The organism is Kitasatospora sp. NRRL B-11411 (assembly GCF_000721345.1).
In the GTDB taxonomy this organism is placed as follows: Bacteria; Actinomycetota; Actinomycetes; order Streptomycetales; family Streptomycetaceae; genus Kitasatospora; species Kitasatospora cineracea.
On sequence record NZ_JOGH01000060.1, the window covers coordinates 1 to 26,745 of the forward strand.

General features: G+C 74.1%; 26 protein-coding genes. 11 read left to right on the forward strand and 15 right to left on the reverse strand.

Going from position 1 to position 26,745, the window contains the following annotated elements; translation table 11 throughout:
- The 3 genes from IH44_RS0124175 to IH44_RS0124185 all read left to right on the forward strand — a co-directional run.
- Positions 1 to 2,480: glycoside hydrolase family 9 protein (locus IH44_RS0124175; RefSeq protein ID WP_030461805.1), on the forward strand; the 2,480-nt coding region annotated here is incomplete at its 5' end.
- A 556-nt stretch (positions 2,481 to 3,036) separates the two neighbouring features.
- Positions 3,037 to 4,362: a family 2 encapsulin nanocompartment cargo protein terpene cyclase gene (locus tag IH44_RS0124180; protein WP_030461806.1), complete on the forward strand. Its 1,326-nt coding sequence runs from the start codon at positions 3,037 to 3,039 to the stop codon at positions 4,360 to 4,362.
- Positions 4,363 to 4,389: 27 nt separating this feature from the next.
- Positions 4,390 to 5,268 (forward strand): geranyl diphosphate 2-C-methyltransferase, encoded by an 879-nt coding sequence (locus IH44_RS0124185; RefSeq protein ID WP_030461807.1) that lies wholly within the window; start codon positions 4,390 to 4,392, stop codon positions 5,266 to 5,268.
- 105 nt (positions 5,269 to 5,373) lie between these two features.
- Here the strand turns inward: IH44_RS0124185 and IH44_RS0124190 are convergent, their stop codons facing one another.
- Positions 5,374 to 6,180, reverse strand: a complete 807-nt coding sequence (locus tag IH44_RS0124190) for an exodeoxyribonuclease III (protein WP_107066612.1) — start codon at positions 6,178 to 6,180, stop codon at positions 5,374 to 5,376.
- A 253-nt stretch (positions 6,181 to 6,433) separates the two neighbouring features.
- Here IH44_RS0124190 and IH44_RS0124195 point away from each other — a divergent pair, with 253 nt between their 5' ends.
- The gene (locus tag IH44_RS0124195; RefSeq protein WP_030461809.1) at positions 6,434 to 7,207 is read left to right on the forward strand and encodes a GntR family transcriptional regulator; all 774 of its coding nucleotides are present in this window, start codon (positions 6,434 to 6,436) and stop codon (positions 7,205 to 7,207) included.
- Between the two features lie 160 nt (positions 7,208 to 7,367).
- Positions 7,368 to 8,069 (forward strand): hypothetical protein, encoded by a 702-nt coding sequence (locus IH44_RS0124200; protein ID WP_232795064.1) that lies wholly within the window; start codon positions 7,368 to 7,370, stop codon positions 8,067 to 8,069.
- Between the two features lie 51 nt (positions 8,070 to 8,120).
- Here the strand turns inward: IH44_RS0124200 and IH44_RS0124205 are convergent, their stop codons facing one another.
- Entirely contained in the window at positions 8,121 to 9,275 is a 1,155-nt protein-coding gene (locus IH44_RS0124205; RefSeq protein WP_030461811.1) for an ROK family protein, read from the reverse strand.
- A 503-nt stretch (positions 9,276 to 9,778) separates the two neighbouring features.
- Between IH44_RS0124205 and IH44_RS0124210 the strand changes: the two genes are divergently transcribed.
- The gene (locus tag IH44_RS0124210) at positions 9,779 to 10,507 is read left to right on the forward strand and encodes a methyltransferase (RefSeq protein ID WP_232795065.1); all 729 of its coding nucleotides are present in this window, start codon (positions 9,779 to 9,781) and stop codon (positions 10,505 to 10,507) included.
- 7 nt (positions 10,508 to 10,514) lie between these two features.
- Here IH44_RS0124210 and IH44_RS0124215 read toward each other — a convergent pair whose 3' ends face one another.
- Together IH44_RS0124215 and IH44_RS0124220 are read right to left on the reverse strand one after the other, a co-directional pair.
- Positions 10,515 to 11,288 (reverse strand): hypothetical protein, encoded by a 774-nt coding sequence (locus IH44_RS0124215; protein WP_030461813.1) that lies wholly within the window; start codon positions 11,286 to 11,288, stop codon positions 10,515 to 10,517.
- A gap of 392 nt (positions 11,289 to 11,680) precedes the next feature.
- Positions 11,681 to 12,115: an arsenate reductase ArsC gene (locus tag IH44_RS0124220; RefSeq protein WP_030461814.1), complete on the reverse strand. Its 435-nt coding sequence runs from the start codon at positions 12,113 to 12,115 to the stop codon at positions 11,681 to 11,683.
- Between the two features lie 193 nt (positions 12,116 to 12,308).
- Between IH44_RS0124220 and IH44_RS0124225 the strand changes: the two genes are divergently transcribed.
- Together IH44_RS0124225 and arsB are read left to right on the forward strand one after the other, a co-directional pair.
- Entirely contained in the window at positions 12,309 to 12,614 is a 306-nt protein-coding gene (locus IH44_RS0124225) for a helix-turn-helix transcriptional regulator (protein WP_030461815.1), read from the forward strand.
- Positions 12,614 to 13,708: an ACR3 family arsenite efflux transporter gene (gene arsB, locus IH44_RS0124230; protein ID WP_030461816.1), complete on the forward strand. Its 1,095-nt coding sequence runs from the start codon at positions 12,614 to 12,616 to the stop codon at positions 13,706 to 13,708. Before IH44_RS0124225 ends, arsB begins: the two co-directional genes overlap by 1 nt.
- Here arsB and IH44_RS0124235 read toward each other — a convergent pair.
- The 5 genes from IH44_RS0124235 to IH44_RS0124255 form a co-directional block, all read right to left on the reverse strand.
- A complete protein-coding gene (locus IH44_RS0124235) occupies positions 13,692 to 13,898 on the reverse strand; it encodes a hypothetical protein (protein ID WP_157852449.1) in 207 nt (68 codons plus the stop codon). The genes arsB and IH44_RS0124235 overlap by 17 nt on opposite strands.
- Before the next feature lie 87 nt (positions 13,899 to 13,985).
- Positions 13,986 to 14,288 carry a hypothetical protein gene (locus IH44_RS0124240; RefSeq protein WP_232795066.1) on the reverse strand — a complete coding sequence of 101 codons (303 nt, stop codon included), beginning with the start codon at positions 14,286 to 14,288 and terminating at the stop codon, positions 13,986 to 13,988.
- Complete coding sequence (locus tag IH44_RS0124245) at positions 14,285 to 15,094, reverse strand: heavy metal-responsive transcriptional regulator (RefSeq protein WP_030461819.1); 810 nt, start codon at positions 15,092 to 15,094, stop codon at positions 14,285 to 14,287. The genes IH44_RS0124240 and IH44_RS0124245 overlap by 4 nt, the downstream gene beginning before the upstream one ends.
- Before the next feature lie 280 nt (positions 15,095 to 15,374).
- On the reverse strand, positions 15,375 to 15,848 hold the full coding sequence (locus tag IH44_RS0124250; RefSeq protein ID WP_030461820.1) for a GNAT family N-acetyltransferase: 474 nt from the start codon (positions 15,846 to 15,848) through the stop codon (positions 15,375 to 15,377).
- A gap of 52 nt (positions 15,849 to 15,900) precedes the next feature.
- A complete protein-coding gene (locus IH44_RS0124255) occupies positions 15,901 to 16,260 on the reverse strand; it encodes a helix-turn-helix transcriptional regulator (RefSeq protein ID WP_030461821.1) in 360 nt (119 codons plus the stop codon).
- Positions 16,261 to 16,383: 123 nt separating this feature from the next.
- On the opposite strand from IH44_RS0124255, the gene IH44_RS0124260 reads away from it, so the two are divergent.
- The gene (locus IH44_RS0124260) at positions 16,384 to 17,766 is read left to right on the forward strand and encodes an FAD-dependent oxidoreductase (RefSeq protein ID WP_030461822.1); all 1,383 of its coding nucleotides are present in this window, start codon (positions 16,384 to 16,386) and stop codon (positions 17,764 to 17,766) included.
- A 112-nt stretch (positions 17,767 to 17,878) separates the two neighbouring features.
- Positions 17,879 to 18,313: a GNAT family N-acetyltransferase gene (locus IH44_RS0124265; RefSeq protein ID WP_030461823.1), complete on the forward strand. Its 435-nt coding sequence runs from the start codon at positions 17,879 to 17,881 to the stop codon at positions 18,311 to 18,313.
- A 7-nt stretch (positions 18,314 to 18,320) separates the two neighbouring features.
- On the opposite strand, the gene IH44_RS0124270 is transcribed toward IH44_RS0124265, so the two are convergent.
- The 4 genes from IH44_RS0124270 to IH44_RS0124285 form a co-directional block, all read right to left on the reverse strand.
- The gene (locus IH44_RS0124270; protein ID WP_030461824.1) at positions 18,321 to 18,944 is read right to left on the reverse strand and encodes an acetyltransferase; all 624 of its coding nucleotides are present in this window, start codon (positions 18,942 to 18,944) and stop codon (positions 18,321 to 18,323) included.
- A gap of 74 nt (positions 18,945 to 19,018) precedes the next feature.
- Positions 19,019 to 19,807, reverse strand: a complete 789-nt coding sequence (locus IH44_RS0124275; RefSeq protein ID WP_030461825.1) for an SDR family oxidoreductase — start codon at positions 19,805 to 19,807, stop codon at positions 19,019 to 19,021.
- Positions 19,808 to 19,968: 161 nt separating this feature from the next.
- The gene (locus IH44_RS0124280) at positions 19,969 to 20,544 is read right to left on the reverse strand and encodes a TetR/AcrR family transcriptional regulator (RefSeq protein WP_030461826.1); all 576 of its coding nucleotides are present in this window, start codon (positions 20,542 to 20,544) and stop codon (positions 19,969 to 19,971) included.
- A gap of 281 nt (positions 20,545 to 20,825) precedes the next feature.
- On the reverse strand, positions 20,826 to 21,431 hold the full coding sequence (locus tag IH44_RS0124285; protein ID WP_030461827.1) for a TetR/AcrR family transcriptional regulator: 606 nt from the start codon (positions 21,429 to 21,431) through the stop codon (positions 20,826 to 20,828).
- Positions 21,432 to 21,500: 69 nt separating this feature from the next.
- Between IH44_RS0124285 and IH44_RS0124290 the strand changes: the two genes are divergently transcribed.
- A complete protein-coding gene (locus IH44_RS0124290; protein WP_030461828.1) occupies positions 21,501 to 22,394 on the forward strand; it encodes an NADP-dependent oxidoreductase in 894 nt (297 codons plus the stop codon).
- A 354-nt stretch (positions 22,395 to 22,748) separates the two neighbouring features.
- On the opposite strand, the gene IH44_RS0124295 is transcribed toward IH44_RS0124290, so the two are convergent.
- Both IH44_RS0124295 and IH44_RS0124300 read right to left on the reverse strand, forming a co-directional pair.
- Positions 22,749 to 25,088 (reverse strand): sulfatase-like hydrolase/transferase, encoded by a 2,340-nt coding sequence (locus IH44_RS0124295; RefSeq protein ID WP_030461829.1) that lies wholly within the window; start codon positions 25,086 to 25,088, stop codon positions 22,749 to 22,751.
- Complete coding sequence (locus tag IH44_RS0124300) at positions 25,085 to 26,722, reverse strand: ABC transporter ATP-binding protein (RefSeq protein ID WP_051817267.1); 1,638 nt, start codon at positions 26,720 to 26,722, stop codon at positions 25,085 to 25,087. The genes IH44_RS0124295 and IH44_RS0124300 overlap by 4 nt, the downstream gene beginning before the upstream one ends.
- Positions 26,723 to 26,745 lie beyond the last annotated feature (23 nt).

Here is a 26,745-nt window from a genome sequence, read left to right on the forward strand (position 1 = left end):
CGCCCGCGCCGCCCCGCTCCACGCCCGCCCGCCCGACGGCCGCCCGGACGCAGGGCTCCGCCCGGCGCGCCCTCGGCGGGCTGCTCGCCGCCACGGCCCTCGCCGCCGGTGCGCTGCTGCCGCTGCACGCCTCCTCGGCCGCGGCCGCCGCCGACCCGGCCGCCGCCGCGCCCGCGTTCAACTACGGCGAGGCGCTGCAGAAGTCGCTGCTCTTCTACGAGGCCCAGCAGTCCGGCCACCTGCCCGCCACCAACCGGGTGAGCTGGCGCGGCGACTCCGCGCTCGACGACGGCAAGGACGTCGGACTCGACCTGACCGGCGGCTGGTACGACGCGGGCGACCACGTCAAGTTCGGCCTGCCGATGGCCGCTTCGACCACCATGCTGGCCTGGGGCGGCATCGCCGAGAAGCAGGGCTACACCGCCTCCGGGCAGATGCCGTACCTGAAGAACAACCTGCGCTTCGTCGACGACTACCTGATCAAGGCCCACCCCGCCCCCAACGTGCTCTACGGCCAGGTCGGCAGCGGCTCGGCCGACCACGCCTGGTGGGGCCCGGCCGAGGTGCTGCCGATGGCCCGGCCCGCGTACAAGATCGACGCCTCCTGCCCGGGCTCGGACCTGGCGGGGGAGACGGCCGCCGCGCTCGCCTCCTCGTCCATGGTCTTCGCGGACAGCGACCCCACCTACTCCGCGACCCTGCTCACCCACGCCAAGCAGCTGTACTCCTTCGCCGACACCTACCGCGGCAAGTACAGCGACTGCATCAAGGACGCCCAGGGCTACTACAACTCCTGGAGCGGCTACAACGACGAACTGGTCTGGGGCGCCATCTGGCTCTACAAGGCCACCGGCGACAGCAGCTACCTCGCCAAGGCCGAGAGCTACTACGCCAACCTCTCCACCGAACCGCAGTCCACGACCAAGTCCTACAAGTGGACGATCGCCTGGGACGACAAGTCCTACGGCGACTACGTGCTGCTGGCCCAGCTCACCGGCAAGCAGCAGTACGTCGACGACGCCAACCGCTGGCTCGACTGGTGGACCGTCGGCGTCAACGGCAGCCAGGTCAAGTACTCCCCGGGCGGCGAGGCCGTGCTCGACTCCTGGGGGTCGCTGCGCTACGCCGCCAACACCTCCTTCGTCGCCCTGGTCTACTCCGACACGCTCACCGGAGACCCGACCCGCCAGGCCCGCTACCACGACTTCGCGGTCCGCCAGATCGACTACGCGCTCGGCGACAACCCCCGCAAGTCCAGCTACCTGATCGGCTTCGGCGCCAACTCCCCGAAGAACCCGCACCACCGCACCGCCCACGGCTCCTGGACCGACCAGCTCACCAACCCCGTCGACAGCCGCCACACCCTGATCGGCGCCCTGGTCGGCGGCCCCAGCTCGGCCGACGACTCCTACACCGACGACCGCTCCAACTACGTCAACAACGAGGTCGCCACCGACTACAACGCCGCCTTCACCGGCGCGCTGGCCCGGCTCTACGGCGAGTACGGCGGCAACCCGCTTACCGCCTTCCCGCCCAAGGAGACCCCGGACGGCCCGGAGATGTCCGTCCAGGCGTCGGTGAACGCCGCCGGCACCAACTTCACCGAGATCAAGGCGTACCTGATCAACAAGTCGGCCTGGCCGGCCCGCGCGCTCAAGAACGCCTCGCTGCGCTACTACTTCACCCTGGAGCCCGGGGTCAGCCCGAGCCAGATCACCCTCACCACCAACTACAACCAGTGCGGCGCGGTCACCGGGCCCACGCTCTACTCCGGCTCCACCTACTACGTCACCGTCGACTGCTCCAACACCGTGATCGCCCCGGCCGGACAGTCCGCCTACCGCAAGGAGGTCCAGTTCCGGATCGCCTCATCGGGCGCCTGGGACCCCACCAACGACTGGTCGTACCAGGGCATCTCGCTGGTCCCCGGCTCGACGCCGGTGGACGCGGCGAACATCCGGCTGCTGGACGGGGGAGCGCCGCAGTGGGGCGCCGAACCGGGCACCGGCCCAGGCCCGTCCACCTCCCCGTCGCCCTCGCCGTCCGCCTCGGTGTCGCCCTCCCCGTCGCCGTCGCCGTCGTCCTCCGCTTCGGTGTCGCCGTCCCCCTCCGCCTCCCCCTCGGCCTCTCCCTCACCCTCCGCCTCCGCCTCGCCGCAGCCGGTCTCCGGGTGCGCGGTCACCTACACGGTGGGCAGCAGTTGGGGCACCGGGTTCACCGCCGACGTGACGGTGCGCAACACCGGGAGCAGCACCGTCTCCGGCTGGAAGCTGGCCTGGACGTACCGGGGCAACGAGGCGGTCAGCAACGCCTGGAACGCCCAGGTGGTGCAGAGCGGCGCGGCCGTCACCGCCACCGACGCCGGGTGGAACGGCACGCTGGCCCCGGGCGGCACCGCGTCCTTCGGCTTCCAGGCCACCGGCACCCCCGCCGCGCTGCCCGCCTTCACCCTCAACGGCACTGCCTGCAGCGCCGCCTGACACCTCCTCACCCTGCTTTCCGCCCCCGTCCCCGCCGTCGTGCGGGGGCGGGGGCGTTCGCGTGCGCGGTGGCCGGAAACGGTGGGGTGCGGCGGGGCGGGGGAGGGGCGACGGCGCAGCGGGGCGGTGGTTCGGGGACAACTCGGGGCGGCTGGCTCAAATGTCGCTGGTGACCGGGATAAACATCCGGATCCGCAAGATCACCGTATCGAGGTAAATACCCCCGTCCTCGCGGGCGAAGAACGCCTACGGAGCGTTAGCGTTCCTCAAGATCCGACCGAGTCGGCCACGAATCCTGACGATTCGTCATCTTTCCGTACCCCGAGGAGCGTTCGCCCATGACCGTTGTGACCGGCCCGGCCGCGGACGCCCCCGGAACGGGCTGACCACGGGATCCCCGCTCGTGGCGGACGGTCACCGGCCGCCCGCCACCGTCCGCGCGCCCGGACACCCTCCCGCACCACGCACCACCCGTCCGCACCGACGCCCCCCGTCGCGGCCGGCGAGCCCCGCCACCCGTCCGACCAGACCGCCCCTCCCAGTGAAGGAGTCACGGATGCCCGACCCAGGGCTTTCCTCTCCGCCTCCGGCCGCGCTCCCCCCGCTGTCCGGCCCGTCCCACCCGTCCTTCCACGCCGCCCTCACCGCGGCCGTCGCCGCCGTCCTCGACGCGTCCGCTCCCGCACCCGCGGCCGTCCCGGAGACCGACCACGAGATCCTCCCCGAGGCCGCCCCCGAGACGTCCGGCGGCGGGATCGAGCGGATCCTGCGCGGCCCCAGCGGCCTCGGGACGGACGGCCTGCTGCTGCCCCGCCTCCCGGCCCCCGCCGTGCCGACCGCGCCGGTCGCGGCCGACGCCGTGGTCGCGGCCGAAGCCGCCGCAGCCGTCGCCGAGCCGGTGGAGGGCATCCCGGTGCCCGGCCTGTACTACCACCCGATCCCGGACCCCGACCCGGCCCGGGTGGCGGAGGTCAGCCGCCGGATCAAGGACTGGGCGGTCGACGAGGTGGACCTGTTCCCGGACGAGTGGGAGGGCGAGTTCGACGGCTTCTCGGTCGGGCGCTACATGGTCGCCTGCCACCCGGACGCCCCGACCGTCGACCACCTGATGCTGGCCACCCGCCTGATGGTCGCCGAGAACGCGGTCGACGACTGCTACTGCGAGGACCACGGCGGCTCCCCGGTCGGCCTCGGCAGCCGCCTGCTGCTCGCCCACACCGCGCTCGACCCGCTGCACACCACGGCGGAGTACGCGCCGGGCTGGGCCGAGTCGCTCGGCTCGGACGCCCCGCGCCGCGCCTACCACTCGGCGATGCGGTACTTCACCGAGATGGCCAGCCCGTCCCAGGCCGACCGGTTCCGGCACGACATGGCCCGGCTGCACCTCGGCTACCTGGCCGAGGCGGCCTGGGCCGAGGCCGACCACGTGCCCGAGGTGTGGGAGTACCTGGCGATGCGCCAGTTCAACAACTTCCGCCCCTGCCCGACCATCACCGACAGCGTCGGCGGCTACGAACTGCCCGCCGACCTGCACGCGCTGCCCGGCACCCAGCGGGTCATCGCGCTGGCAAGCAACGCCACCACCATCGTCAACGACCTGTACTCGTACACCAAGGAGCTCGCCAGCCCCGGCCGGCACCTCAACCTGCCCGTGGTGATCGCCGAACGCGAGGGCCTCTCCGACAAGGACGGCTACCTCAAGGCCGTCGAGGTCCACAACGAGCTGATGCACGCCTTCGAGGCCGAGTCCGCCGCCCTCGCCGCCGCCTGCCCGGCCCCGCAGATGCTGCGCTTCCTGCGCGGCGTGGCCGCCTGGGTCGACGGCAACCACTACTGGCACCAGACCAACACCTACCGCTACAGCCTGCCCAACTTCTGGTAAGAACCGGCAAGAAACGGACACTCGGACATGACCAGCACCGAATTCGACACCACCGCCGCCGCCTTCGTTCCGGCTCCGGCCACCGCCTACCAGGGCGACATCGCCCGCTACTGGAACAGCGAAGCCCGGCCGGTCAACCTGCGCCTCGGCGACGTCGACGGCCTCTACCACCACCACTACGGCATCGGCGAGATCGACACCGCCGCCCTCGGCGACCCCGAGGACAGCGAGCACGAGAAGAAGCTGATCACCGAACTGCACCGGCTGGAGTCCGCCCAGGCCGAGGTCCTGCTCGACCACCTCGGCCCGGTCGCGCCCGGCGACACCCTGATGGACGCCGGCTGCGGCCGCGGCGGCTCCATGGTGATGGCCCACCAGCGCTTCGGCTGCAAGGTCGAGGGCGTCACCCTCTCCAGCACCCAGGCCGAGTTCGGCAACCGCCGCGTCCAGGAGCTCGGCATCGCCGACCACGTCCGCTCCCGGGTCTGCAACATGCTCGACACCCCGTTCGCCAACGGCCAGATGACCGGCTCCTGGAACAACGAGTCCAGCATGTACGTCGACCTGCACGACCTGTTCGCCGAGCACTCCCGGGTGCTCAAGGTCGGCGGCCGCTACGTCACCATCACCGGCTGCTGGAACCCCCGCTACGGCCAGCCCTCCAAGTGGGTCTCCCAGATCAACGCCCACTTCGAGTGCAACATCCACTCCCGCCGCGAGTACCTGCGCGCCATGGCCGACAACCGCCTCGTCCCGCAGGCCGTCATCGACCTCACCCCCGACACCCTCCCCTACTGGGAGCTGCGCGCCACCTCCTCGCTGGTCACCGGCATCGAGGAAGCCTTCATCGAGTCCTACAAGGACGGCTCCTTCCAGTACGTCCTGATCGCGGCCGACCGGGTCTGACCTCTCCCCCTCCGCCCCACCCGATCCCCGGCGCCACCCGGCCCGGGGATCAGCCGCGCCCGGCCCGGGGACCGGCCGGGCCGGGGACCCCCGGGCCGGTTCGGGCTACACCGCCGCGTCGTAGACGGCGGTGACGGGTGCGTGGTCGGACCAGCGCTCCGCGTGGGTGGCGGCGCGCTCGACGTAGGCGTCGGTGCAGCGGGCGGCCAGGGCGGGGGTGGCCATCTGGTAGTCGATGCGCCAGCCGGCGTCGTTGTCGAAGGCGCGGCCGCGGTAGGACCACCAGGAGTAGGGGCCGTCCTGGTCGGGGTGGCGGCGGCGCAGGACGTCGACGTAGCCGTGGTCGTCGAGGATGCGGGAGAACCAGGCGCGCTCCTCGGGGAGGAAGCCGGCCTTCTTCTGGTTGGCCTTCCAGTTGCGCAGGTCGGCCTCGCGGTGGGCGATGTTCCAGTCTCCGCAGACCAGCACCTCGCGGCCCTCCGCGGCGGCCCGGGCGCGCAGTTCGCCGAGGTGGACGAGGAACTCGGCCATGAAGCGCTCCTTCTCGTCCTGCCGCTCGGTGCCGACCTCGCCGGAGGGCAGGTACAGCGAGGCGACCGTCAGGCCGGGCAGGTCGAGCTCGGCGTAGCGGCCGGAGCCGTCGAACTCGGCGGAGCCGAAGCCGATCCGGGTGGCGTCGGGGGCGCGGCGGGAGAGCACCGCCACCCCGGCCCGGCCCTTGGCGGCGGCGGGGGCCCAGACCGCGTGCCACCCGTCGAGGCGGGCCAGCACGTCGGCGAACTGCTCGGCCTCGGCGCGCACCTCCTGGAGGCAGACCACCTCGGACTTGGTGTCGTCGATCCACTCCAGGAAGCCCTTCTTGGCGGCCGCCCGGATCCCGTTCACGTTGACTGTCGTGATGATGCTGTGCACGGAGCGAGGGTACCGGTCGGCTCCGACAATTCAGGCGGGAATCCGGCATTCCGGGCGAAGCGGGGCGCCATACCGGGTCGGCGGGCGATCCGCAAGGAACCCGTCCCATTGGTCTTGACCATCTCCCCGGGCACCCCCTACTGTCACTTACTGCAAAGACCTTTAATAAAGAAGGACGGATAAAGCCCGCCTCCCCCACCTGCCGAAACGGGGAGCCGCGGTGGGCCTGTCGTCCCTCAGGGTGGAGGACACGGTGGGGCAAGGAACGCTCGCGGCGGTGGCGGAGCCGAAGTACTGGCACCTGCGCACGGTGCTGCTGCGCACCATGGACACCGAGTTCTCGACCGGCCAGGTGCTGCCCAACGAGCGGGAGCTCTCGGCGCGCTTCGGCGTGGCCCGGGCCACCCTCCGCCAGGCCCTGGACCAGCTGGAACTCGAGGGCCGCCTGGTCCGCCGGCGCGGCATCGGCACGCTGGTCGCCGCCCCGCGGGTGGGCATCCCGGTCGGCGGACGCCAGTCCGGCCGGGCCGCCACCGCCCGCGCCGCCCAGGAGTGGAAGGTGGTGGACTGCACCACCGGCCCCGCCACCGCCGCGCTGGCCCGCACCCTGGGCCTGGCCGAGGGCGACCAGGTGCACACCGTGCGCCGGCTGCGGACGGTCCAGGGCGTGGCGGTCGCCGCCGAGTCGCTGCACGTCCCCTCCGCCGCGCTGCCGCACCTGGCCGTGGTGGTGGACGGCGGCGACCGGGCCCGCGGCGTGCTGCGCCAGCTGGAGCGGCTCGGCGTCGACGGCGAGTCCCGCTCGGTGGAGCTGGGCGTCGCCGAGACCGCCGAGGCCGCGCTGCTGGAGCGCCCCCCGGGCACCCCCGTCCTGGTGGTCACCACCCAGTACGCGGCGGCCGGCCGGCTGGCCGCGGTCGCGGTCTCCACCTACCGGGCCGACACCTGCAAGCTGACCTTCGGCGAGTCCGGCGCGGCCGTCCAGGTCACCTCCGCCGTCCCGGTCTCCGCCGCCGCCGTCTCCTGACCCGTCCCGCCTCGCCGTCCCCGGCTTCCCCGCCGTTCCCGGCTTCCCCGCCGTCCCCGGCTTCCCCGGTTTCCACCTGACGGACCGTCAACGTCCTTGTCGGCGGCCCGCGTTACGCTCCTGCCCACTGACCACCGGTGAGCAGGGGAGCGGCACGAGGATGGGCCAGAACGGCACGAGGACGGACCGGACCGACCCGGCGGATCCGGGCGATCCGACGGATCCGGGCGATCCGACGGACCACGGCAGGGCGCTCACCGAGCGGGTGATCGCCGAGGTGGCCGCCGACCCGTCCCGCCAGGTGCTGGAGCACGACCGGTTCGCCGGCCGGTGGGTCGAGGGCCCGCTGCGGCCCCGCCCCGAGCTGGCGGCGTTCCCCGACGGCCACCCGCTGCCGCCCAGCCTGCGGGCCTGGCTGGCGTACGACAGCGGCATGCTGGAGCGGCACGGCTGGTTCGGCGCGGACGGCGGGCTCGCGCCGCGGACCCTGGGCGAGATCGCGGTCGAGGAGTTCGGCGAGCCGTGGGGCTCCTGCTTCGAGCCGTTCTCCGGGCTGTTCGGCGCGTGCTTCCTGCTGCCCGGCGGCTCCGACTCCCGCCGGGTGCTGTCGGTGGGCCCGCACGGCGAGCGCGACGGGCTGGGCGAGTACCCGGTGTTCGCGCTCGACGTCGACGACCTGCCGTACGCGGTGCTGATGCACCCGGGCTTCGACGTCTACCTCGCCGAGACCGCGGGCGTCCTGCCGTCCGACGGCCGCCCCGGCTACGACTCGCTCAAGCACGACCCCCGGTACGCGGCCCGGATGCGGGCGCACGCCCGGGGGCGGCTCAAGGGCGGGTACGAGCTGCTCTGCCTCCAGTAGGCGACGGCCCCGGTCAGTGCGGGGCCGCCCGGGCCGGCGCGGCGGCCCCGGTCAGCGCGCGGTGGGCGGGTCGACGGCGAACAGCTGCTCCTCGACGTGGTCGAGGGCGACCCGCAGCGCGCCCATGGCGACCACCTCGGAGCCGAGCGCGGCGAGCGCGACCTCGGGGGCGCGCAGCGTGTAGCGGGCGAGCTGTTCGCGCAGCGGCTCCAGGACGCCGTCCAGGCCGGCCGCCCAGCCGCCGACCACGACGAGTTCGGGGTCGAGGGCGAGGACCAGCGCGGTGACGTCGTGCACCAGGCGGCCCAGGAAGCGGTCCATGGCGATCCGGGCGACCTGGTCGCCCTCCCGGGCCAGCCGCAGCACCCGGGCCACCGCGGCCTCGTCCAGCGGGTCCAGCGGCTTGCCGGTGGTGGACAGCAGCCGTTCGGGGGTGGCCTGTTGGCCGAGCAGGTGGAGCGCGCCGATCTCGCCGGCGGCGCCGCCGTGGCCGCGGTGCAGGCGGCCGCCGATCAGCGAGCCGGCGCCGGGGCTGAGCCCGGCCATCACGAACACCACGTCGCCCTTGCCGACGGCCGCGCCCATCCAGTGCTCGGCGATGGCAGCCAGGTTGGCGTCGTTCTCGATCACCACGGGGCAGCGGAAGGAGCGGCGCAGCCGGGCGCCGAGGTCGAGGCCGGTCCAGCCGGGCATCGCGGTGCCGAGCCGGACGGTGCCGTCCCGGTCGACGATGCCGGGGGTGCCGACGGCGACCTCCCACAGGCTGTCCCGGGAGACCCCGGCCTTGCGCAGCACCTCGCCGACCGTGGTGCGGACCAGGGCGAGCCGCTCCTCGGCCTCCACCGATTCGTCCACCGGCCGGGAGTGACTGGCCAGCACCTCGCCGGCCAGGTCGGCGAGGACGACCCTCAGGTCGTGGACGCCGATCTCGATGCCCAGCACGTGCCCGGCCTCGGCCCGGAACCGGAACCAGCGGGCCGGGCGGCCGCGCTGACGCCCCGACTCCTGGACGTGCTCGACCTCGGCGACCAGCCCGGACTCCAACAGCCCCTCGATCACGCCCTCGACGGTGGGCCGGGACAGCCCGGTGTCGCCGACGAGCTGGGTCAGCGTGACGGCCTGTCCGTCGCGCAACGACCGCAGGGTGACCGCCGCGTTGATCCGCCGCAGCAGTGAGGAGTCCCCTCCGGTGAGCCGGTCCGTCAAGTCGCTGCCCTTCCGCTTCGCGCGACTGCCCTGGCGCGCGGTGACGTGGAGCGCGGCATCGCCCGTCCGGCCGTGGTGAGGCCGTCGCGGGCCCGCGCGGAGCCGCCGCCCGCGGACTGGCACTGTGGGGTGCCTCGAACGGGGCGTCTGCCCGGATCGTACTCGGGCGGCCCATCGGGGGGCGAGCGTTTCCGCAGCTCATAACGGCTTCGGTATCGAAACGGTACGTCGTCCGTCATCGCGTGGTGACCGGCCGTCGGCGCGGCGGAAGACGGCGGGGAGAGGTCCACGCGCGTCAACCGGGCGGCCACCGGGCGTCCACCGCGGCGGACCCGGACCGACCCGGGCCGAGCCGTCGGTCGGGACGCCGGTCGGGACGCCGGTCGGGGTGCCTGCCGGGACGCCGGTCGGGATGCCGAGCGGGGCACCTGCCGGGACGCCGAGCGGGACACCTGCCGGGACGTCGGTCGGGACGTCGGTCGGCACGCCCTAAGCTTCCGCCCATGGGGAACGACACCGCCGCAGCGCATCCGCCCGGGCACCGGACGGCCGCCGCGGCCGCCGCGGTTGCCGAAGACGCCGAGGGCGCCGAGGACGCCGCGTTCGTCCGGGCCCACACCCGGCCGGGGCCGGTGCCGTTCGTGCCCGAGGTGCGGCTGCGGATGGCGGGCGACGCGATCGAGCTGTGGGAGACCACCGAGCGGGCCCGCGGCCGGGAGGGCCTGCCGCCGCCGTTCTGGGCGTTCCCGTGGGCGGGCGGGGTGGCGGTCGCCCGGTACGTCCTGGACCATCCCGAACTGGTGCGCGGCCGCCGGGTGTTGGACCTGGCGGCGGGCTCCGGCCTGGTCGGCGTCGCGGCGGCGCTGCGCGGTGCGGCCGGGGTGCGGGCGGCCGAGATCGACGCGTACGCGGTGGCCTCGATCGGGGTCAACGCGGAGCTCAACGGCGTCGCGGTGGCCGCCGAACTGGCCGACGTGCTGGACGGCGACGGCGCGCCCGACGACGTGGTGCTGGCCGGCGACGTGTTCTACGAACGGACGATGGCCGCCCGCTTCCTGCCGTTCCTGGAGCGGGCCGCCGCCCGGGGCGCGACCGTGGTGGTCGGCGACCCCGGGCGGGCCTACCTGCCGCGCGGGCGCTTCACCGCGCTCGCCGAGTACACCGTCCCGGTCGCCGCCGATCTGGAGGACGCGGCCGAGAAGACCACCACGGTGTGGGCGCTGCGCGGCTGACACCGGCTCAGGTCTCGGTGGGCCGGGGCTGGGCCGGGCTGCTGGACGGCACCACCACCGGCGGCGGCAGGCAGGTCGGACCGGTGGTCGGGCTGCTCGAACCGGGGCTCGGCGCCGTCGTCGTGGCGGCCCGCGGTGCGGCCGGGGGCGGGACGGCGGTGTCGGCGACGGCGATGGCGGTGGTGGTGCGGGTCGGGGTCGGCGGGCTGGGCCGCGGCGAGCTGGGCGGGGCACCGGTCATGTCCGAGCAGGCCGGCAGGCTGGTGTTGCCGTCGTACAGCGAGACCCGGCTGACCTGGTAGGGGCCCTGCCCGTACCAGCCGTGGAAGTACACGGTCAGCGACCGGGTGTTCCCGGCGGTGCGGACCACGGCGTGCAGCCTGGTCTGCTCCGGCCCGTCGGCCCACTGGTACACCGCCTCGGTGTCGCCGCCGTAGACGCCGACGAAGGCGTACGCGCCGGAGACGTCCGCCGTCAGGTCGTAGGTGGTGTACGGCTGGACCGTGACCTGCTGGGTGCACCCGGCGTAGTCGTAGCCGCCCGGACGGCCCTCGACGCCCCGGTCGAGCTGCCGGACGTCGCCGGTGCAGGTCCAGTTGTCCGCGAGCGGCTGCGCGAACAGGCCGTCCCGGACGGTCTCCTGGGCGGCCCCGGCGGTGCCCGAGCCGAGCAGGGCGAAACCCGCGGTGGCGGTCAGCAGCGCGGCCGCGGCGGCGGCCCCGAGCGGGAGGCGGCCGGGACGCTGCGGGTGCCGGCGGCGGGAAAGGGAAGGCGGATGCATGGTGGCTCCGGTGTGGGGGAGGAGTGGGCGGACGGTGCGCCCGCGGCGCGGACCGCGCGGGCGGGACGTGGCCTGCCGTCAGCTCCCGGACGGGGCGGCGGCTCCGCGGTGCGGGCCGTGGCGGCCGCGGCGACGGCGGAGGGAAGGTGCACGCATGCCGGCTCCGGTGGGGGAGGTGGACGGGGGCAGCGGTGCGAGGGAGTGGTCCACACCATGGTGGATCCCGCGGCCGTCCGTCAAGGGCGGGCAAAGGCCGGTTCCGGCCCGCTGCGGGGCGTTTCGGCCCAGCGAGTTGACGCTCCGTCAGTTCGGGCTGCCCCGCTCCACCCGGTCGGGCCGGGTGGCGATCTCCGTTCTCGCCCGCTCCGGCGGCGGTGGGGCCGGTCCCGGGGTCAACTCTCCTGACCGGCGGCGGCCTTGGCGTCGATCTCGGCGATCAGGTCCTCGACCAGGGCCTTGACGGCGTCGCGGATCGGGCGGACGGCTTCGACGCCCTGGCCGGCCGGGTCGTCCAGCGTCCAGTCGCGGTAGTGCTTGCCGGGGAAGAACGGGCAGGCGTCGCCGCAGCCCATCGTGATCACGTAGTCGGAGGACCGGACGGCCTCGGTGGTGAGGATCTTCGGCTGCTGGTCGGAGATGTCGATGCCGGCCTCGGCCATCGCGGCGACGGCGGCCGGGTTGACCCGGTGGCCGGGGGCCGAGCCGGCGGAGCGGACCTCGACGCGGTCGCCCGCGAGGCGGGTGAGGAAGCCGGCGGCCATCTGGGAGCGGCCTGCGTTGTGGACGCAGACGAACAGCACGGAGGCGAGCGGCGCGGCGGCGGTCATCGGCGGGGTCCTTCGTTCGGTTTCGGTCTCGGTCTTGATTTCGGTCTCGGTCTCGGTCTCGGGTGTCCGGGCCGGGGCCTTCTGCCCGTGGACGGCGCTGTCCGTGGCGGGTGGAGGCGGGCGGCCGGCGGCGACCGCAGGGCGTGTCAGCTGCCGCTGGTGCCCGTCCCGGCCGATGTGAAAGTATCAGTCCATGGTGATGTCAGTCGACACTGAACTGTTGCGGGTGCTGTCCGATCCGCTCAGGCTGCGGATCGTGACCCTGCTGGCCCGCGAAACCCTGTGCACCACGCACCTGGTGGAGGAGACCGGCGCCCGCCAGACCAACCTCTCCAACCACCTCAAGGTGCTGCGGGACGCCGGGGTGGTGGACACCGAGCCGTGCGGCCGCTTCACGTACTACCGGCTCCGCCCGGAGGTGCTGGAGTCGCTGTCCGCGCAGTTCGCCGACCTCGCCGCCACCGCCCGCGTCCACGCCGCCCCCAAGAGGCCCTGCTGATGTCCCGTACCGCGCCCGTCCCCGCCCCCGCGATCAGACCCGAACCCGCTTCGGTGGCCGGGAAGTTGTCGTTCGTCGACCGCTACCTCGCGGTGTGGATCCTGGTGGCGATGGCTGTCGGCCTCGGGCTGGGCCGACTGGTTCCCGGGCTGAACGACGCGCTGGCGAAGGTGGAGGTCGGCGGGATCTCGCTGCCGATCGCGCTCGGCCTGTTGGTGATGATGTACCCGGTGCTGGCGAAGGTCCGCTACGACCGGCTCGACACCGTCACCGGCGACCGCCGACTGATGGCCTCCTCGCTGGTGATCAACTGGCTGGTCGGCCCGGCGGTGATGTTCGCCCTCGCCTGGATCTTCCTGTCCGACCTGCCCGCGTACCGCACCGGATTGATCATCGTCGGGCTGGCCCGCTGCATCGCCATGGTGGTCATCTGGAACGACCTCGCCTGCGGCGACCGCGAGGCCGCCGCCGTCCTCGTGGCCCTCAACTCGGTGTTCCAGGTGGTCATGTTCGGCGTGCTGGGCTGGTTCTACCTCGACCTGCTGCCAGGCTGGCTCGGTCTGGGCGCCGGCGAGCACCTGGACGTGTCGACGGGGAGGATCGCCCTCAACGTCGTCGTCTTCCTCGGCATCCCGCTGATCGCCGGGTTCCTGACCCGCCACCTCGGGGAGAAGAGGCTCGGCCGCGAGCGCTACGAGGCGAAGGTGCTGCCGCGCATCGGCCCCTGGGCGCTGTACGGCCTGCTGTTCACCATCGTGGTCCTGTTCGCCCTCCAGGGGAGGACGATCACCTCGCAGCCGCTGGACGTCGCCCGGATCGCCCTGCCGCTGCTCGCCTACTTCGCGCTTCTGTGGTTCGGCACCTTCGCCCTCGGCAAGGCCCTCGGCCTGACCTACGACCGCACCGCGACCCTCGCCTTCACCGCCGCCGGCAACAACTTCGAACTCGCCATCGCGGTCGCCATCGGCACCTTCGGCGTCACCTCCGGCCAGGCCCTGGCCGGCGTCGTCGGCCCGCTGATCGAAGTCCCGGTGCTGATCGCCCTGGTGTACGTCTCCCTCGCCTGGCGCAGGAAGTTCACCCCGACGAGCTGACCGGCCGCCGCAGCAGCACCGGGTCCGGCGCCCGCGAGATCCGTCCCGCGGCAGCGCCGGGCCCGGCCGGTCCGCTCAGGTCTCCGGCGAGGCGCAGCAGCACGTGCGCGAACACCGCGTCCACGTTGTCGTCGGCGAGCGCGCGGCCGGACCGCGCCAGCACCTCGACCTCGGGGGCCGGGGTCGGCACGCACGTGACCATGCAGGGATGCCTGAATTCAGGGAATCCTGTCGCCTGGCGGGGTGGCCGAGGCAGTCTCCGGGACGGTGCCACGCGCTACCCGGTGGTGTCGGAGCCGGGCGGGCCGAAGGAGGGCATGCCGAGGTCGGCCGTGGCCGGGGCGGTGGAACAGGCCGCCGCACGGCGGCGCCGGCGGACGACCGCGAGCGCCGCGAGCGCGGCTGCGGCGACGGCCGCCAGGGCGGGCACCCACAGGGCGCCGATCGCGGAAGCGGCTCCGAGGCCGCCGAGGGCGGCCAGCAGCGGGCCCGCGCAGCACAGCGCGCAAGCCGCCGCCGCGGCCGCTCCGGCGCCGAACAGGCCCCACGGCTTCGACGGGCGGGTCGGGGGCTTGGTCATGAGGTCGCTCCGAACAGGTCGGCCAGCAGCGAGGCCCCCTCCTCGGGGGCGCGCACGGTCAACTGGAGGGCGGTGGGGGTGAGGTGGAGGGAGAAGTCGAAGAACGCGCAGCAGCCCTGTTCGGCTGCGGCGAGTTCGGCGATCCGGCCCGCCAGCGGAGGGTCGGCGGGGAAGGTCAGCCGCAGGCCGTCGGGGATCTCCTCGCGCCGTTCGGCCGAGGCGGCCAGGTCGTTCCACTGCGCGGCGCGTTCGCCGAACCGGTCGCCGCCGAGGGTGCACGCCACCGGTGCCCGGCGCCACGCCTCCGCCGCCGCCGGTCCGGGAGCGGCGGCGGCGTTGAGGGTGCGGGTGGGTGAGAGGTCCACGGTCACCGGTCCGACCGCCTCCGAGGCGGTGGCGGTGCCGGTGGTGGTGCAGCCGCAGTCCGGACCGCACCCGCCCGCGGGGGCGGGTCCTTCGAGGCCGGCGTGGACGGCGGCCAAGTGGGTGGAGAACGCCGCCAGTTCGGCGATCCGGGCTTCGGTGTCGGCGATCCGGTCCGCGACCAGCGCCCGCATCCGGGCGCGCACCGGCGCGCACACGCCCTGCTCCCGGACGTCGAGGAGGTCGCGGATCTCCTCCAGCGGCAGGCCCAGCAGTTTCGCGGAGGCGATGAACTCCAGCCGCTCCACCGCCTCCGGCCCGTACACGCGGTACCCGGCGGGGGTCCGTTCGGCGGGCAGCAGCCCGGCGCTCTCGTAGAAGCGCAGCGTCGTCGCCGGGACGCCGCAGCGTTCGGCCAGCTGCGATATGCGGTAGCTCGTCACACGGCCGACCATAGACCTTCGACCCGACTCGAAGGTCAAGCCCGGAGCGCGGACCGGGTCCCTGCCGGGCGCCGGCGGCGTTCACGGCGGTCCGGAAGGCCGGGGGCCGGTCCGGAAGGCTCGGGGCCCAGGGCGGCGGAATGCCCTGACCGGCGCACCGGCCGCCACCGGCTCCTCCCCGGCCCGACCCGCGCAGCAGCCTGCGGCCCGCCCCCGGCCCGGCCCGCCCCCCGGCCCGGCCCCGGCCCGCCCCCGCCCCCGGCCTCGGGAAGGCAGGCCCTTACCCGATGAGCGGGCTGCGGCGTTCGATCAGGACGGTGTCGCGCCAGACGCCGTGGTGGCGGGCGACGCGTTCGCGGGTGCCGACGGTCCGGAAGCCGGCGCGGGTGTGCAGGGCGAGGCTGGCGGTGTTCTCGGGGAAGACGGACGACTGGATCGTCCAGATCCCGGCCGCCTCGGTGGAGTCGATCAGCGCGTCCAGCAGCAGTCGGGCGACACCGCGGCCGCGGTGGTCGGGGTGGACGTAGACGGAGTGCTCGACCACCCCGGCGTAGGCGGGGCGGGAGGAGACCGGGCTGACCGCCGCCCAGCCGAGCACCTGCCCGTCCGGGCCGAGGGCGACGTGCCGGTGCGCGGGCAGCCGGGCCGCGTCGAAGGCGGTCCAACTCGGCGCCGCGGTCTCGAAGGTGGCGTTGCCCTCCTCGATGCCCGCCCGGTAGATCGCGAGCACCTGCTCGGCGTGCTCGGGCAGCATCGGGCCGGGCGGGGGGAGGTCGACAGGCACGGGAAGCCTTCCGGGGGACGGATCAGCGGTTCAGGTCGAGCAGGTGGGCCAGGCCGGCCAGGACGGACGGCTCGACCCGGTAGTACACCCAGGTCCCGCGCCGCTCGGAGGTCAGTAGTCCGGCCTCGCGGAGCTTCTTCAGGTGGTGGGAGACGGTCGGCTGGGAGACGCCGACGTCCTGGATGTCGCACACGCACGCCTCGCCGCCCTCGTGGGAGGCGACCTTGGAGAACAGCCGCAGCCGCACCGGGTCGCCGAGCGCCTTGAACATCGCCGCCATCGTGACCGCGTCCGCCTCGGAGAGTTCCGCCGAGGTCAGCGGCGGGCAGCACGGCACCACCTCCGGCGCGAGCACCGGCAGCTCCACCCTCGAATTCGACATACGTCTATGTTGACATCCGTCGATCCAGGGGGCAAGGTCGGAGGCGAGAGCACATCGATACTTGTCGAATCAGGCGGATCGCGGCGAGACCGCACCGCCTGGCGCGAAGGGGAGCCCACCGCCATGACCTCCGACCCCACCGGCCTGCCCGTCCTCGTGATCGGCGCCGGACCGATCGGCCTGGCCGCCGCCGCCCACCTGCTGGAACGCGGCCTCGAACCCCTGGTCCTGGAGGCCGGGCCGCAGGCCGCCACCGCCGTGCGCGCCTGGTCGCACGTGCGGCTGTTCTCGCCGTGGGCGGAGCTCGTCGACCCCGCCGCGGAGAAGCTGCTCACCCCCACCGGCTGGACCCGGCCCGACGGGGAGGCGTACCCGACCGGCGGCGACTGGGCCGAGCAGTACCTGCAGCCGCTCGCCGACGTCCTCGGCACCCGCGTCCGGTACGGCACCCGGGTCACCGGCGTCGCCCGCGCCGGACGCGACCGGACCGTCGACGCCGACCGCGAGCGGCAGCCCTTCACCGTCCACGTCGAACACCCCGACGGCACCGAGGAGCGCCTCCTCGCCCGCGCCGTGGTCGACGCCTCCGGCACCTGGGCCACCCCGAACCCGCTCGGCGCCGACGGCCTGCCCGCGCTCGGCGAGCGCGCCGCCGCCGACCGCATCTCCTACCGCGTCCCCGACCTGCGCGACCCCGCCGTCCGGGCCCGCTACGTCGGCCGGCGCACCGCCGTCGTCGGCGCCGGCGCCTCCGCGTTCACCGCCCTCGCAGCCCTCGCCGGCCTGGCGGAGGACGCGCCCGGCACCCACGCCGTCTGGGTGCTGCGCCGCGGCCTCACCGGCTCCACCTACGGCGGCGGCGCCGCCGACCAGCTCCCCGCCCGCGGGGCCCTGGGCCTCGCCGCCAAGGCCGCCGTCGAGAGCGGCCACGCCGACGCGCTGACCGGCTTCCGCACCGCCGCCGTCGAACCGTCCACCGGCGGCCGCCTCACCCTCGTCGCCGAAGACGGCACCCGCACCGAGGAGTTGGACGAGATCATCGCCCTGACCGGACTGCGCCCCGACCTGTCTTTCCTCACCGAACTGCGCCTCGCCCTCGACGACCGCCTCCAGGCCCCGACCGGGCTCGCCCCGCTGATCGACCCCAACCAGCACTCCTGCGGCACCGTCTACCCGCACGGCGCGAACGAGCTCTCCCACCCCGAGCGGGGCGTCCACCTCGTCGGCATGAAGTCCTACGGCCGCGCCCCCACCTTCCTCGCCCTGACCGGCTACGAGCAGGTCCGCTCCGTCGCGGCCGCCCTCGCCGGCGACCACGAGGCCGCCGCCCGGGTCGAACTCACCCTCCCCGTGACCGGCGTCTGCGGCGGCGCCGGCCTCTACGACGAACCCGCCCGGGGCCGGGACGACAGCGAAGGCTGCTGCGGTGCGCCCGCCACGCCGCAGCTCATCACCCTCGGCACTCCCGGTGGAGGCAACTCCTGCTCGCCCGGCGGCAGTTGCTGACTCCATCGCTGCGGCACCCGGCGGGGCCCGCGACCGGCTATCGGCTACCGGTCTCGGGCGCCGGGCAAACCCGTTGGCGGGCGGCCGGGTGGGGCTGGTAGGAACGGGGGGCATGAGCGAGTACGAACTGCGGGCGGCCCGGCCCGAGGACATCGACGCGGTGCTGGCGTTCTGGGCCGAGTCCGCCGAGGGCACCAGTATCAGTGACGACCGGGCGGGTGTGGCCCGGCTGCTGGAGCGGGATCCGCAGGCGCTGATCCTGGCGGAGCGGGCGGGGGTGCTGCTCGGGACGGTGATCGCGGGGTGGGACGGCTGGCGCTGCCACCTGTACCGGCTGGCCGTCCACCCGGGGGCCCGGCGGCAGGGCATCGGCACCGCGCTGCTCGACGCCGCGCACGCCCGGTTCGAGCAGGCCGGTGGCCGGCGGGCCGACGCGATGGTGCTGGAGCACAACGCGCTGGGCCGGGCCGCCTGGGAGGCGGCCGGCTACGGGCGCGAGGAGCAGTGGCGTCGCTGGACGAAGCCCCTTGGCCTGGAAGGGGATTGAGGGACCGTCAGGTGGCGGGCTCGGGGTGGATCGGGCGGATCATCGCGGTCAGTTCCGGTGAAAGCGGCGTCCCGGCCTGGGAGTTGTAGCCCCGGTAGCCCCAACCCTCGTACAGTCGCAGTACCTTGCCCTCGCCCGCCAGCGGGTTGACCATCAGGGCGACGCGCTGCTCCGGACGGTCGGCGAGCAGCGCGTCGTGGATCCGGCGGGCCGCCCCCGTCCCCCGCCACGGGGGCCGGACGCCGATCTCCCGCAGGGCCAGCACGGGAGTCGCGGTGAAGCCCGCGGGGAGCGGTTCGGCCAGGCGCTGCCAGTAGCCGTCCCCGGGGCCGACGGTGTTGCCGTAGGCGTAGCCGACCGCCGTGCCGATGCCGCTCGTGCCGCCGGTGCCTCGTCCGGGGGCGTCCGGTCCGGTGGCGAGGGCGAGGACGAGGGTGAAGCCCGGGGTGGCCGCGTGCTGTTCGAGGCGTTCGGTGAAGGCTTCGAGCCGGTAGTTCGGCCGGTCGAGCAGCGGGGCCCGGACGTCCGCGTACGCCGCCAGCAGGGCCTGTCGGACGTCTGCCGTCAGGGTGGTGAACCGGTGCGGTTCGACGGTCACGGGGGTCCTCCGGGGTCGTGGGCGTGTTCGCATCCCCGTGCCCGGACCTGGGGGAGGCGCGGGCACGGGGATGCGGGTGCTACCGGGAGTCTTCCCCAGGGGCGGGGTCAGGCGGCCTTGAGGGTGCCGCCGTCGATGACGTGGTCCGCGCCGTGGATGTTGGCGGCCCGGTCGGAGAGCAGGAAGACCACCAGGTCGGCGACCTCCTCGGGGCCGGTCAGGCGGCCGGAGGCGGTGCCGGCCTGGGCGGGGAGGTTCGCCAGCAGGGCCTCGTGCGGGACGCCCAGGGAGTCGGCGAGGCGGCCGCCGTAGCCGGCCGGGTCGGTCCACAGGGCGGTGGCGGTCGGGCCGGGGGAGACGGTGTTGACCCGGACGCCGCGCGGGGCGAGCTCCTCGCTGAGGCGCTTGCCGAACTGGTTGAGCGCGGCCTTGGCCTCCGCGTAGCCGACCGGGGAGCCGCTGGGGATGCGGCCGTTGATCGAGGAGACGTTGACGATTGCCCCGCCCCGCTCCAGCAGGCTCGGCAGCGCGGCCCGGGTGGTGCGGACGGCGCTGAACAGGTTGAGGTCCAGCATCGCCTGCCACTGCTCGTCGGGGACGTCCAGCACGCTGCCCAGCACCAGCTGGTCGGCGTCGCCCGCGCCGACGTTGTTGACCAGCAGGTCGATCCCGCCGACCGCGTCGACCGCCTGCCGGACGGCCCCGGCCGCGCCCTGCGCGGTGCCCAGGTCGGCGAGGACGACGGCCGCCGCGACCTCGGCCAGTTCCGGGGTGGCGGTACGGGTGGCGCCCACCACCCGCACGCCCTCGGCGGCGAGGGCGCGGGCGACGGCCAGGCCGATGCCCCGTCCGGCGCCGGTGACCAGGGCGGTGCGGCCGTCGAGTCCGAGCTTCATGGCGATCCTCATTTCGGAACGTGGAACGTGGAACGTGGATGGAGGGAGATTCTTGAACTTGAGGTCAAATATCGGGGCGTGCGGTACCCGCGCAGCGGCTGCCGCGCGGGCGGGTCGGGCTGGTCAGGCGGGTGGGGCTGGTCGAGCAGGCGGAAGGGTCGTCAGAGTGCGGCGACGGCGGTGTCGATGGCGGCGTGCAGGGTCTCCCGGTCGAAGGTCCGGGCGGCGACCCGCAGGCCGGCGATGGTCACCATCAGGAAGCGGGCCTGCTCGGCGGCGTCCACCGAGGCGGGGACGTCGCCGGCCAGTTTGCCGCGTTCGATCCGGGCGGCCAGCAGGTCGGCGCTGCGCTCGGTGGAGCGGCGCACCGCGAGCGTGGCCTCGGCGTCCCGGCCGCCGAGTTCCAGGGCGGTGTTGACGGCCAGGCAGCCGCGCCGGACCGGGGTGTCGAAGTCCGCGTCCACCAGCATCCGCAGGTAGGCGCGCACGCGCTCCTTCGCGGTGCCGGGGCCGGACAGGAACTCCTCGGTGAGCTCGGCGCCGGCCCGGTCGTAGTGGTTCAGGGCCCGCCCGAACAGCTCCCGCTTGGAGCCGAACGCGTGGTACAGGCTGCCCTTGCCGATCCCGGCCGCCTCCGCCAGCTCGGCCGGGGACGACCCGGCGTAGCCCTTGGTCCAGAACACCTCCATCGCCTGCGCGACGGCGGCCTCCTCGTCGAACTGCTTCGGCCTTCCCATGCGTCTGACGGTACGCCATATTTGACCCAGGGGTCAATAACCTTCCGGTCGCCACCCCCGGCAGCTTGCGGAGAAGGGTCGTCGGCCCCGATGGCGGACGGCAGGTGGCTCCGGAGGGCGCCGGCCGGCCCTGCTCACGGGGGCGGGCCGCTGCCCGACCGCCGGCAAGGCTGCGCGGCCGCGGTTACCGGTCGGGACGGGCAAGGTCGGCTCGCCCGCTGGTCTGCTCTGTGGCCGGGGTGCGGCGAAACGGCGCGGGGCGGGGCGGGGGCGAGCCTTGGCTACCGTCCGGCCGTGCCGGTGGGGTCTCCGGAGGGGCGGGTGGCGGTCCAGGCCGCCTCGATCATCTGGAAGATCTCGCCGACCGCGGCCTGCGGATCGGCCGCCTCGCGGGCCAGCGAATAGGCGTCGATCACGAACCTCGCGATCGCCCGGCAGGCCGTCGGGGTCGCTGACAGGTCGGGATCGGCGGCGATGGCCGTTGCCAGCGACTCCGCGTGGCGCAGCCGCATGGACTCCTCGTACTCCCGCAGGGCGGGTGATGCGTCGATCATGCGCCAGATCGGGGCGGCGCCGTCCGCCGTGCAGTGTCGCACCAAAGCCCGGATCTCGCGGCGCAGTGCGGGGACGAGCGGTTCGTGCGGCGCCCGGTCGGTGACCGCCCGGGTGAGGCGCTGCTCGAAGTCCTCGTCCTGTTCGAAGACCAGGGCCTCTTTCGAGGCGAAGTGGGAGAAGAGGGTGGTGACGGCCACGTCGGCCTCGGCGGCCACGTCGCGGATGCCCACCGCGTCGTAACCGCGCTCCAGGAAGAGCCGCAGGGCGGTGTCGGCGATCTTCTGGCGGGTCGCGGCCTTCTTGCGCTCGCGGCGTCCGGTCGGCACGGTCATGCCCTCACGCTATCAGGTGCAAATCCATAACGGATTCAAAACCCTAACGGTTAGTGTTATGTTCGGTGCATGAAGAAGGTGAGCTTCGCCGAGTTCGGCGGTCCGGACGTTCTGCAACTCATGGATGCCGAGGATCCCCACGCGGGCCCCGGCCGGATACGCATCGCCGTACGGGCGGCAGGCGTGAACCCCGTCGACTGGAGGCTCCGTGAGGGCCAGGTCCTGGGGGCCCATCCGATCGAGCTGCCCGCCGGGGTCGGGCTGGACGCCGCCGGGGTGGTGGACGAGGTCGGTGAGGGCGTCGAAGGGGTCGAGGTCGGTGACCGCGTGTTCGGCGAAGGCGCGAGCACGTACGCCGAGTTCGCCGTGCTGTCGGCCTGGGCCCGTATGCCCGAGGGCCTGACGTTCGAAGAGGCGGCCGGCTACCCCTCCGTGGTGGAGACCGCGCTGCGCGTCATCCGCGAGGTCGGTGTGCGGCCCGGGCAGACGCTGCTGGTCAGCGGCGCGTCCGGGGGAGTCGGATCGGCGGTGCTGCAGATCGCCCGCGACCGCGGCATCGCGACGATCGGGACCGCCGGGGCGGCGAACCAGGACTATCTGCGCAGCCTGGGCGCCCTCGCCACGACCTACGGCGAGGGCTGGGTCGAGCGGGTGCGGCAGCTCGGCCGTGTCGACGCAGCCCTCGACCTGGCCGGCTCGGGCGTGATCCGCGAGCTCGTCGAACTGACCGGGGACCCGCAGAAGGTGGTCTCCATCGCCGATCTCGGTGCGCCGGAGCTCGGCGTCCGATTCTCCGGCGTGGCCGGGAGCGTGCCGGACGCGCTCGCCGAAGCCGCCGGCCTCATCTCGCGGGGAAAGCTCCGCATCCCGGTCGAGAAGTCGTACACGCTCGCCGAGGCCGCGGCGGCGCACATCGACAGCCAGGCCGGTCACGCCCGCGGACGGCGGGTCCTGGTCATCTGAGTCATCTGAGTCATCTGAAAACCGGCTGCGCGTCGTCCTCGGACGGAGACCGAGGACGACGCGCAGCCGGGATCCCGCTACCTGATCGCAAGACCGCGGGCCGAGCCGCGGCGGGGCCGACAACCGACGCGACCGCGTACCGCGCCGGACCCCGCCCGCCCGGTGGACCTCCGGTGCCCACCGCGGGGGCGGTGGACCGACGGGCAACTCCCCAAGAGCAACGGTGGTTTCGCGGGCCGACCGGCCGACCGGCCTGGCCGCGCGGCCTCGCACGTGCCCCGTGACCCGGGTGCACCGCGGTGACCACGACCTGCCGGCCCCCACGGCAACGCGCATCGAGCGTCAGCGGCAGGTCTACTCGAAGGCCGCCGCCGCCTCCCGCAGCGCCCGCACCACCGTCTCCGGGTCGTACGGCGCGGCCGGGCCCGGCAGGTAGGTGACCGAGCGCAGGGCGCCGGTGTAGCGGAACGAGCGGTGGCGCTCCCACAGCGGCCAGGACACCGGCGACTTGCGGTCCACGCCGACGCTGATGCCCTGGAACGGCGCCATCCCGATCAGCTGGTGCACCGGGCCGAGCGCGCCCGCCACCGCCCCGTCCACCCGCACCTCGAACGTCCACTTCAGGTCGGCCACCGCCGTCGCCTCCAGCGCCACCAGGTGCGCCCCGGCGGGGAGTTCACCCGCGTCGGCCTCGAACAGCTCGCCGTACTGGTTGTAGGCCAGCCGCAGCCGCCCGTCCTCCACGTACAGGCTGTAGCCGCCGCCCTGGTCGCCGTGCGAGAGCAGCACGCCCTGGTCGGCGGCGCCGTGGTGGTCGAGCGCCACCTCCGCCGTGAACGAGCGGAACGCGACCAGCCGGGAGGAGCGGTAGCGCTCCAGCTCCGGGGTGCCGGCCAGCAGGGTGACCGGGCGGCGCAGCGCCTCCTCCTGCGGGTTGCGCAGCACGAAGCCGCCGGAGGCGTCGGCCAGCGGGAAGACCCCGTTGCGCCAGGCCGCGTCCTCCCATGCCTGCGCCAACTCCTTGACCAGCTCCGGGTGTTCGGTGGAGCGGTCGTGGATCTCGGTCGGGTCGGTGCGCAGGTCGTACAGCGCCCACTCGCCGTCGTCGTAGGGCGCGCCCGGCCGGTGCAGCGTCACCAGCTTCCAGCCGTCCCGGTAGTACGAGCGGTTGCCGGTCATCTCGCAGTACTGCTCCGGGTGGGTGGACGGCGCGTCGGCCTCCCGCAGCACGGACGCGAACGACACCCCGTCCAGCTCCTGCACCGGCACCCCGCCGCGCTCCGACGGCCGCTGCACGCCCGCGAGTTCGAGCAGCGTCGGCAGCAGGTCGGTGACGTACTGGTACTGGCCGCGCACCCCGGCGTCGCCCGCCGCCCGCGGCAGGCCGGCCGGCCAGGACAGCACGAACGGCACCCGCACGCCGCCCGCGTACGTCTGGCCCTTGTACAGCCGGAACGGCGTGTTCGAGGCCATGCCCCAGCCGCGCGGGTAGTGCACCAGCGACTGCGGGCCGCCGATCAGGTCGATCTCCCGCTGCACGTCCGGGTTCCAGTCGGCGGGCAGGTTCGGGTGGTGGACGAAGCGGCTGAAGTAGCTGCGGGTGCCCTCCGCGCCGCCCTCGCCGGTGCCGCCGTTGTCGGAGGTGAACACCACGATGGTGTTGTCCAGTTCGCCGAGCTGATCGAGGACGTCGGTCAGCCGGCCCAGGTTCTGGTCCACGTTGTCCACCATGGCGGCGTACACCTCCATGTAGCGGGCGTACAACTTCCGCTGCACCGCGTCGAGTTCGTCCCACGCCCCGACCTCGTGCCCGGCCTCGCCGTTGCGCTCCGGCAGCTCGGTGCCGGGCGGGAAGTGCCCGGCCGCCAGCTGCCGGGCGAAGCGCCGCGCCCGCAGCTCGTCCCAGCCGCCGTCGTAGCGGCCCCGGTGGCGCTCCAGGTCCTCCGGCTTGGCCTGCAGCGGGCCGTGCACCGCGTTGTGCGCCAGGTAGAGGAAGAACGGCTTGTCCGCGTCGTGCGCCCGCAGCGACTTGACCATGCCGATCGCCCGGTCGGTGATGTCGTCGGTGTAGTAGTAGCCGTCCGGGAACTCGTCGATGTCCAACGGCGAGTTGTCGCGCACCAGTTGGTGCGGGTGGAACAGGCTGGTCAGCCCCTCCAGCACCCCGTAGTACTGGTCGAAGCCCTTCTGCAGCGGCCAGTTGGCCCGGTCGTCGGCCGCCGAGGAGGCCGAGTCCCGGGTCAGGTGCCACTTGCCGACCGCGTACGTCGCGTACCCGGCGTCGTGCAGGGTCTGCGCCAGGGTCGGGATGTCGCCCGCGATCTCCATCCCGTACCCGGGGAAGCCCGGGTCGGCGTTGGCCACGAACGAGTACCCCACCCGGTGCGGGTTCAGGCCGGTCAGCAGCGCCGCCCGGGCCGGTGAGCACAGCGGCATGGTGTGGTAGTTGGCGAGCTTCACGCCCCGCTCGGCCAGACCGTCCAGGGTCGGCGTCGGCACCTCCGAGCCGAACGGCCCGATGTCGCTGTAGCCCAGGTCGTCCACCAGCACCACCACCACGTTCGGCGCCCCCTCGCGCGGACGCACCCGCCGCGGCCAGGACGGCACCGACTCCCCGAACGTCCGCCCCACCCGCCCCGGGAACCCCGCGTACGGGTCGCGGCGCCGGCCGGCGCCCTCGGTCGTCTCGCTCATATCAGGCTCCCGGAAGTAGGGGTGGGAAGGGACGGGACGGCCGCCAACAGCTCGGCCGTGTAAGGGTGTTCGGGGGCGGTGACGACCCGGTCGGCCGGGCCGCTCTCCACGATCCGGCCCCGGTGCAGCACCGCGATCCGGTGGCTGACCTGCCGCACCACCGCCAGGTCGTGCGCGATGAACAGCACCGCCAGGCCCAACTCCCGTTGCAGGCGCGCCAGCAGCTCGATCACCTGGGCCTGGATCGACACGTCCAGCGCCGACACCGGCTCGTCGCACACCAGCACGCTCGGCTCCGGCGCCAGCGCCCGGGCGATGCCGATCCGCTGCCGCTGGCCGCCGGAGAACTCGCGCGGCGAACGGGCCGCCGCCGACGCCTCCAGGCCCACCTGCTCCAGCAGTTCGGCCACCCGGGCCTGCCGCTGCGCCCGGTCGCCGAGCCGGTGCGCGATCAGCGGCTCGGCGATGATCCGGCCCACCGTCAGCCGCGGGTTCAGCGAGGCGTACGGGTCCTGGAAGACCAGCTGCACCTCCCGCCGGGCCCGCCGCCCGTCCAGCGGCTGCCCGGCGAAGGTCACCGTGCCCGCGTCCGGCGGGTGCGCGCCCACCAGCGCCCGGGCCAGCGTCGACTTGCCCGAACCGGACTCGCCGACCAGGCCCAGCGTCTCGCCCGGGTGCAGGTCGAGGTCGACCGACTCCAGCGCCGGGCTGCGCCGCCGCCGCGGGCCGTACGCCTTCGCCAACCCGCGCACCACCAGCAGCGGTTCGGCCCCCGGGGTGCTGTTCGCGGCCGCCCGGGACGGGGCGTCCAGGCGCGGCACCGCCGCCAGCAGGGACTTGGTGTAAGGATGCCGAGGATCCGTCAGGAGCCGTGCGGTGGGCCCCTGTTCGACCACCTCGCCGTCGCGCATCACCAGCAGCCGCGCGCAGGTCTCGGCGATCACGCCGAGGTCGTGGCTGATCACCACCAGCGCGGTGCCGCGCTCCCGGTTGATCCGGGCCAGCAGGCGCAGGATCTGCCGCTGCACGGTCGGGTCCAGCGCGGTGGTCGGCTCGTCCGCGACCAGCACCTGGGCGTCGTGGGCCAGCGCCAGGGCGATCATGATGCGCTGGCGCTGGCCGCCGGAGAACCGGTGCGGGAAGTCGCCCAGCCGGTCGGCCGCCTTCGGTACCCCCACCAGCTCCAGCAACTCCACCGCCCGGGCCGCCCGTTCGGCCTTCGGCCGGCGCCCGCCGTGCGCCCGCAGCGCCTCGTCCAGCTGGCGGCCCACCGACAGCACCGGGTTCAGCGAGGACATCGGGTCCTGGAAGACCATGGCGATCCGCTTGCCGCGCACCGCCCGCAGCGCCTCCTCGGGCAGCGCCGCCAGGTCCTGCCCGTCCAACTCCACCGCCCCGCCGGTGATCCGGCCCCCGGCGGGCAGCATCCGCAGCAGCGCCAGCGCGGTCGTCGACTTGCCCGACCCGGACTCGCCGACGATGCCCAGGCTCTCCCCGGCGCCCAGCGCGAAGTCCACCCCGCGCACCGCCGCCCGCTCCCCGAAGGCCACGTGCAGGCCGCGCACCCGCAGCAACTCGGCCGTGGGAGAGGGGGGTTGGTCCACCTGTGGAGGACGGTCGATCAGTTCGGTCATCGTGCTGCCCTCCGGTTCGGGAC

Bases quoted from the DNA above. Each gene is read 5' to 3' on its own strand.
- IH44_RS0124180 (WP_030461806.1), top strand. From the start codon at position 3,037: ATGCCCGACCCAGGGCTTTCCTCTCCGCCTCCGGCCGCGCTCCCCCCG.
- IH44_RS0124185 (WP_030461807.1), top strand. From the start codon at position 4,390: ATGACCAGCACCGAATTCGACACCACCGCCGCCGCCTTCGTTCCGGCT.
- IH44_RS0124200 (WP_232795064.1), top strand. From the start codon at position 7,368: ATGGGCCAGAACGGCACGAGGACGGACCGGACCGACCCGGCGGATCCG.
- IH44_RS0124210 (WP_232795065.1), top strand. From the start codon at position 9,779: ATGGGGAACGACACCGCCGCAGCGCATCCGCCCGGGCACCGGACGGCC.
- IH44_RS0124215 (WP_030461813.1), bottom strand. From the start codon at position 11,288: ATGCATCCGCCTTCCCTTTCCCGCCGCCGGCACCCGCAGCGTCCCGGC.
- IH44_RS0124220 (WP_030461814.1), bottom strand. From the start codon at position 12,115: ATGACCGCCGCCGCGCCGCTCGCCTCCGTGCTGTTCGTCTGCGTCCAC.
- IH44_RS0124225 (WP_030461815.1), top strand. From the start codon at position 12,309: ATGGTGATGTCAGTCGACACTGAACTGTTGCGGGTGCTGTCCGATCCG.
- arsB (WP_030461816.1), top strand. From the start codon at position 12,614: ATGTCCCGTACCGCGCCCGTCCCCGCCCCCGCGATCAGACCCGAACCC.
- IH44_RS0124240 (WP_232795066.1), bottom strand. From the start codon at position 14,288: ATGACCAAGCCCCCGACCCGCCCGTCGAAGCCGTGGGGCCTGTTCGGC.
- IH44_RS0124250 (WP_030461820.1), bottom strand. From the start codon at position 15,848: ATGCTGCCCGAGCACGCCGAGCAGGTGCTCGCGATCTACCGGGCGGGC.
- IH44_RS0124255 (WP_030461821.1), bottom strand. From the start codon at position 16,260: ATGTCGAATTCGAGGGTGGAGCTGCCGGTGCTCGCGCCGGAGGTGGTG.
- IH44_RS0124260 (WP_030461822.1), top strand. From the start codon at position 16,384: ATGACCTCCGACCCCACCGGCCTGCCCGTCCTCGTGATCGGCGCCGGA.
- IH44_RS0124265 (WP_030461823.1), top strand. From the start codon at position 17,879: ATGAGCGAGTACGAACTGCGGGCGGCCCGGCCCGAGGACATCGACGCG.
- IH44_RS0124270 (WP_030461824.1), bottom strand. From the start codon at position 18,944: ATGCGAACACGCCCACGACCCCGGAGGACCCCCGTGACCGTCGAACCG.
- IH44_RS0124275 (WP_030461825.1), bottom strand. From the start codon at position 19,807: ATGAAGCTCGGACTCGACGGCCGCACCGCCCTGGTCACCGGCGCCGGA.
- IH44_RS0124280 (WP_030461826.1), bottom strand. From the start codon at position 20,544: ATGGGAAGGCCGAAGCAGTTCGACGAGGAGGCCGCCGTCGCGCAGGCG.
- IH44_RS0124285 (WP_030461827.1), bottom strand. From the start codon at position 21,431: ATGACCGTGCCGACCGGACGCCGCGAGCGCAAGAAGGCCGCGACCCGC.
- IH44_RS0124290 (WP_030461828.1), top strand. From the start codon at position 21,501: ATGAAGAAGGTGAGCTTCGCCGAGTTCGGCGGTCCGGACGTTCTGCAA.
- IH44_RS0124295 (WP_030461829.1), bottom strand. From the start codon at position 25,088: ATGAGCGAGACGACCGAGGGCGCCGGCCGGCGCCGCGACCCGTACGCG.
- IH44_RS0124300 (WP_051817267.1), bottom strand. From the start codon at position 26,722: ATGACCGAACTGATCGACCGTCCTCCACAGGTGGACCAACCCCCCTCT.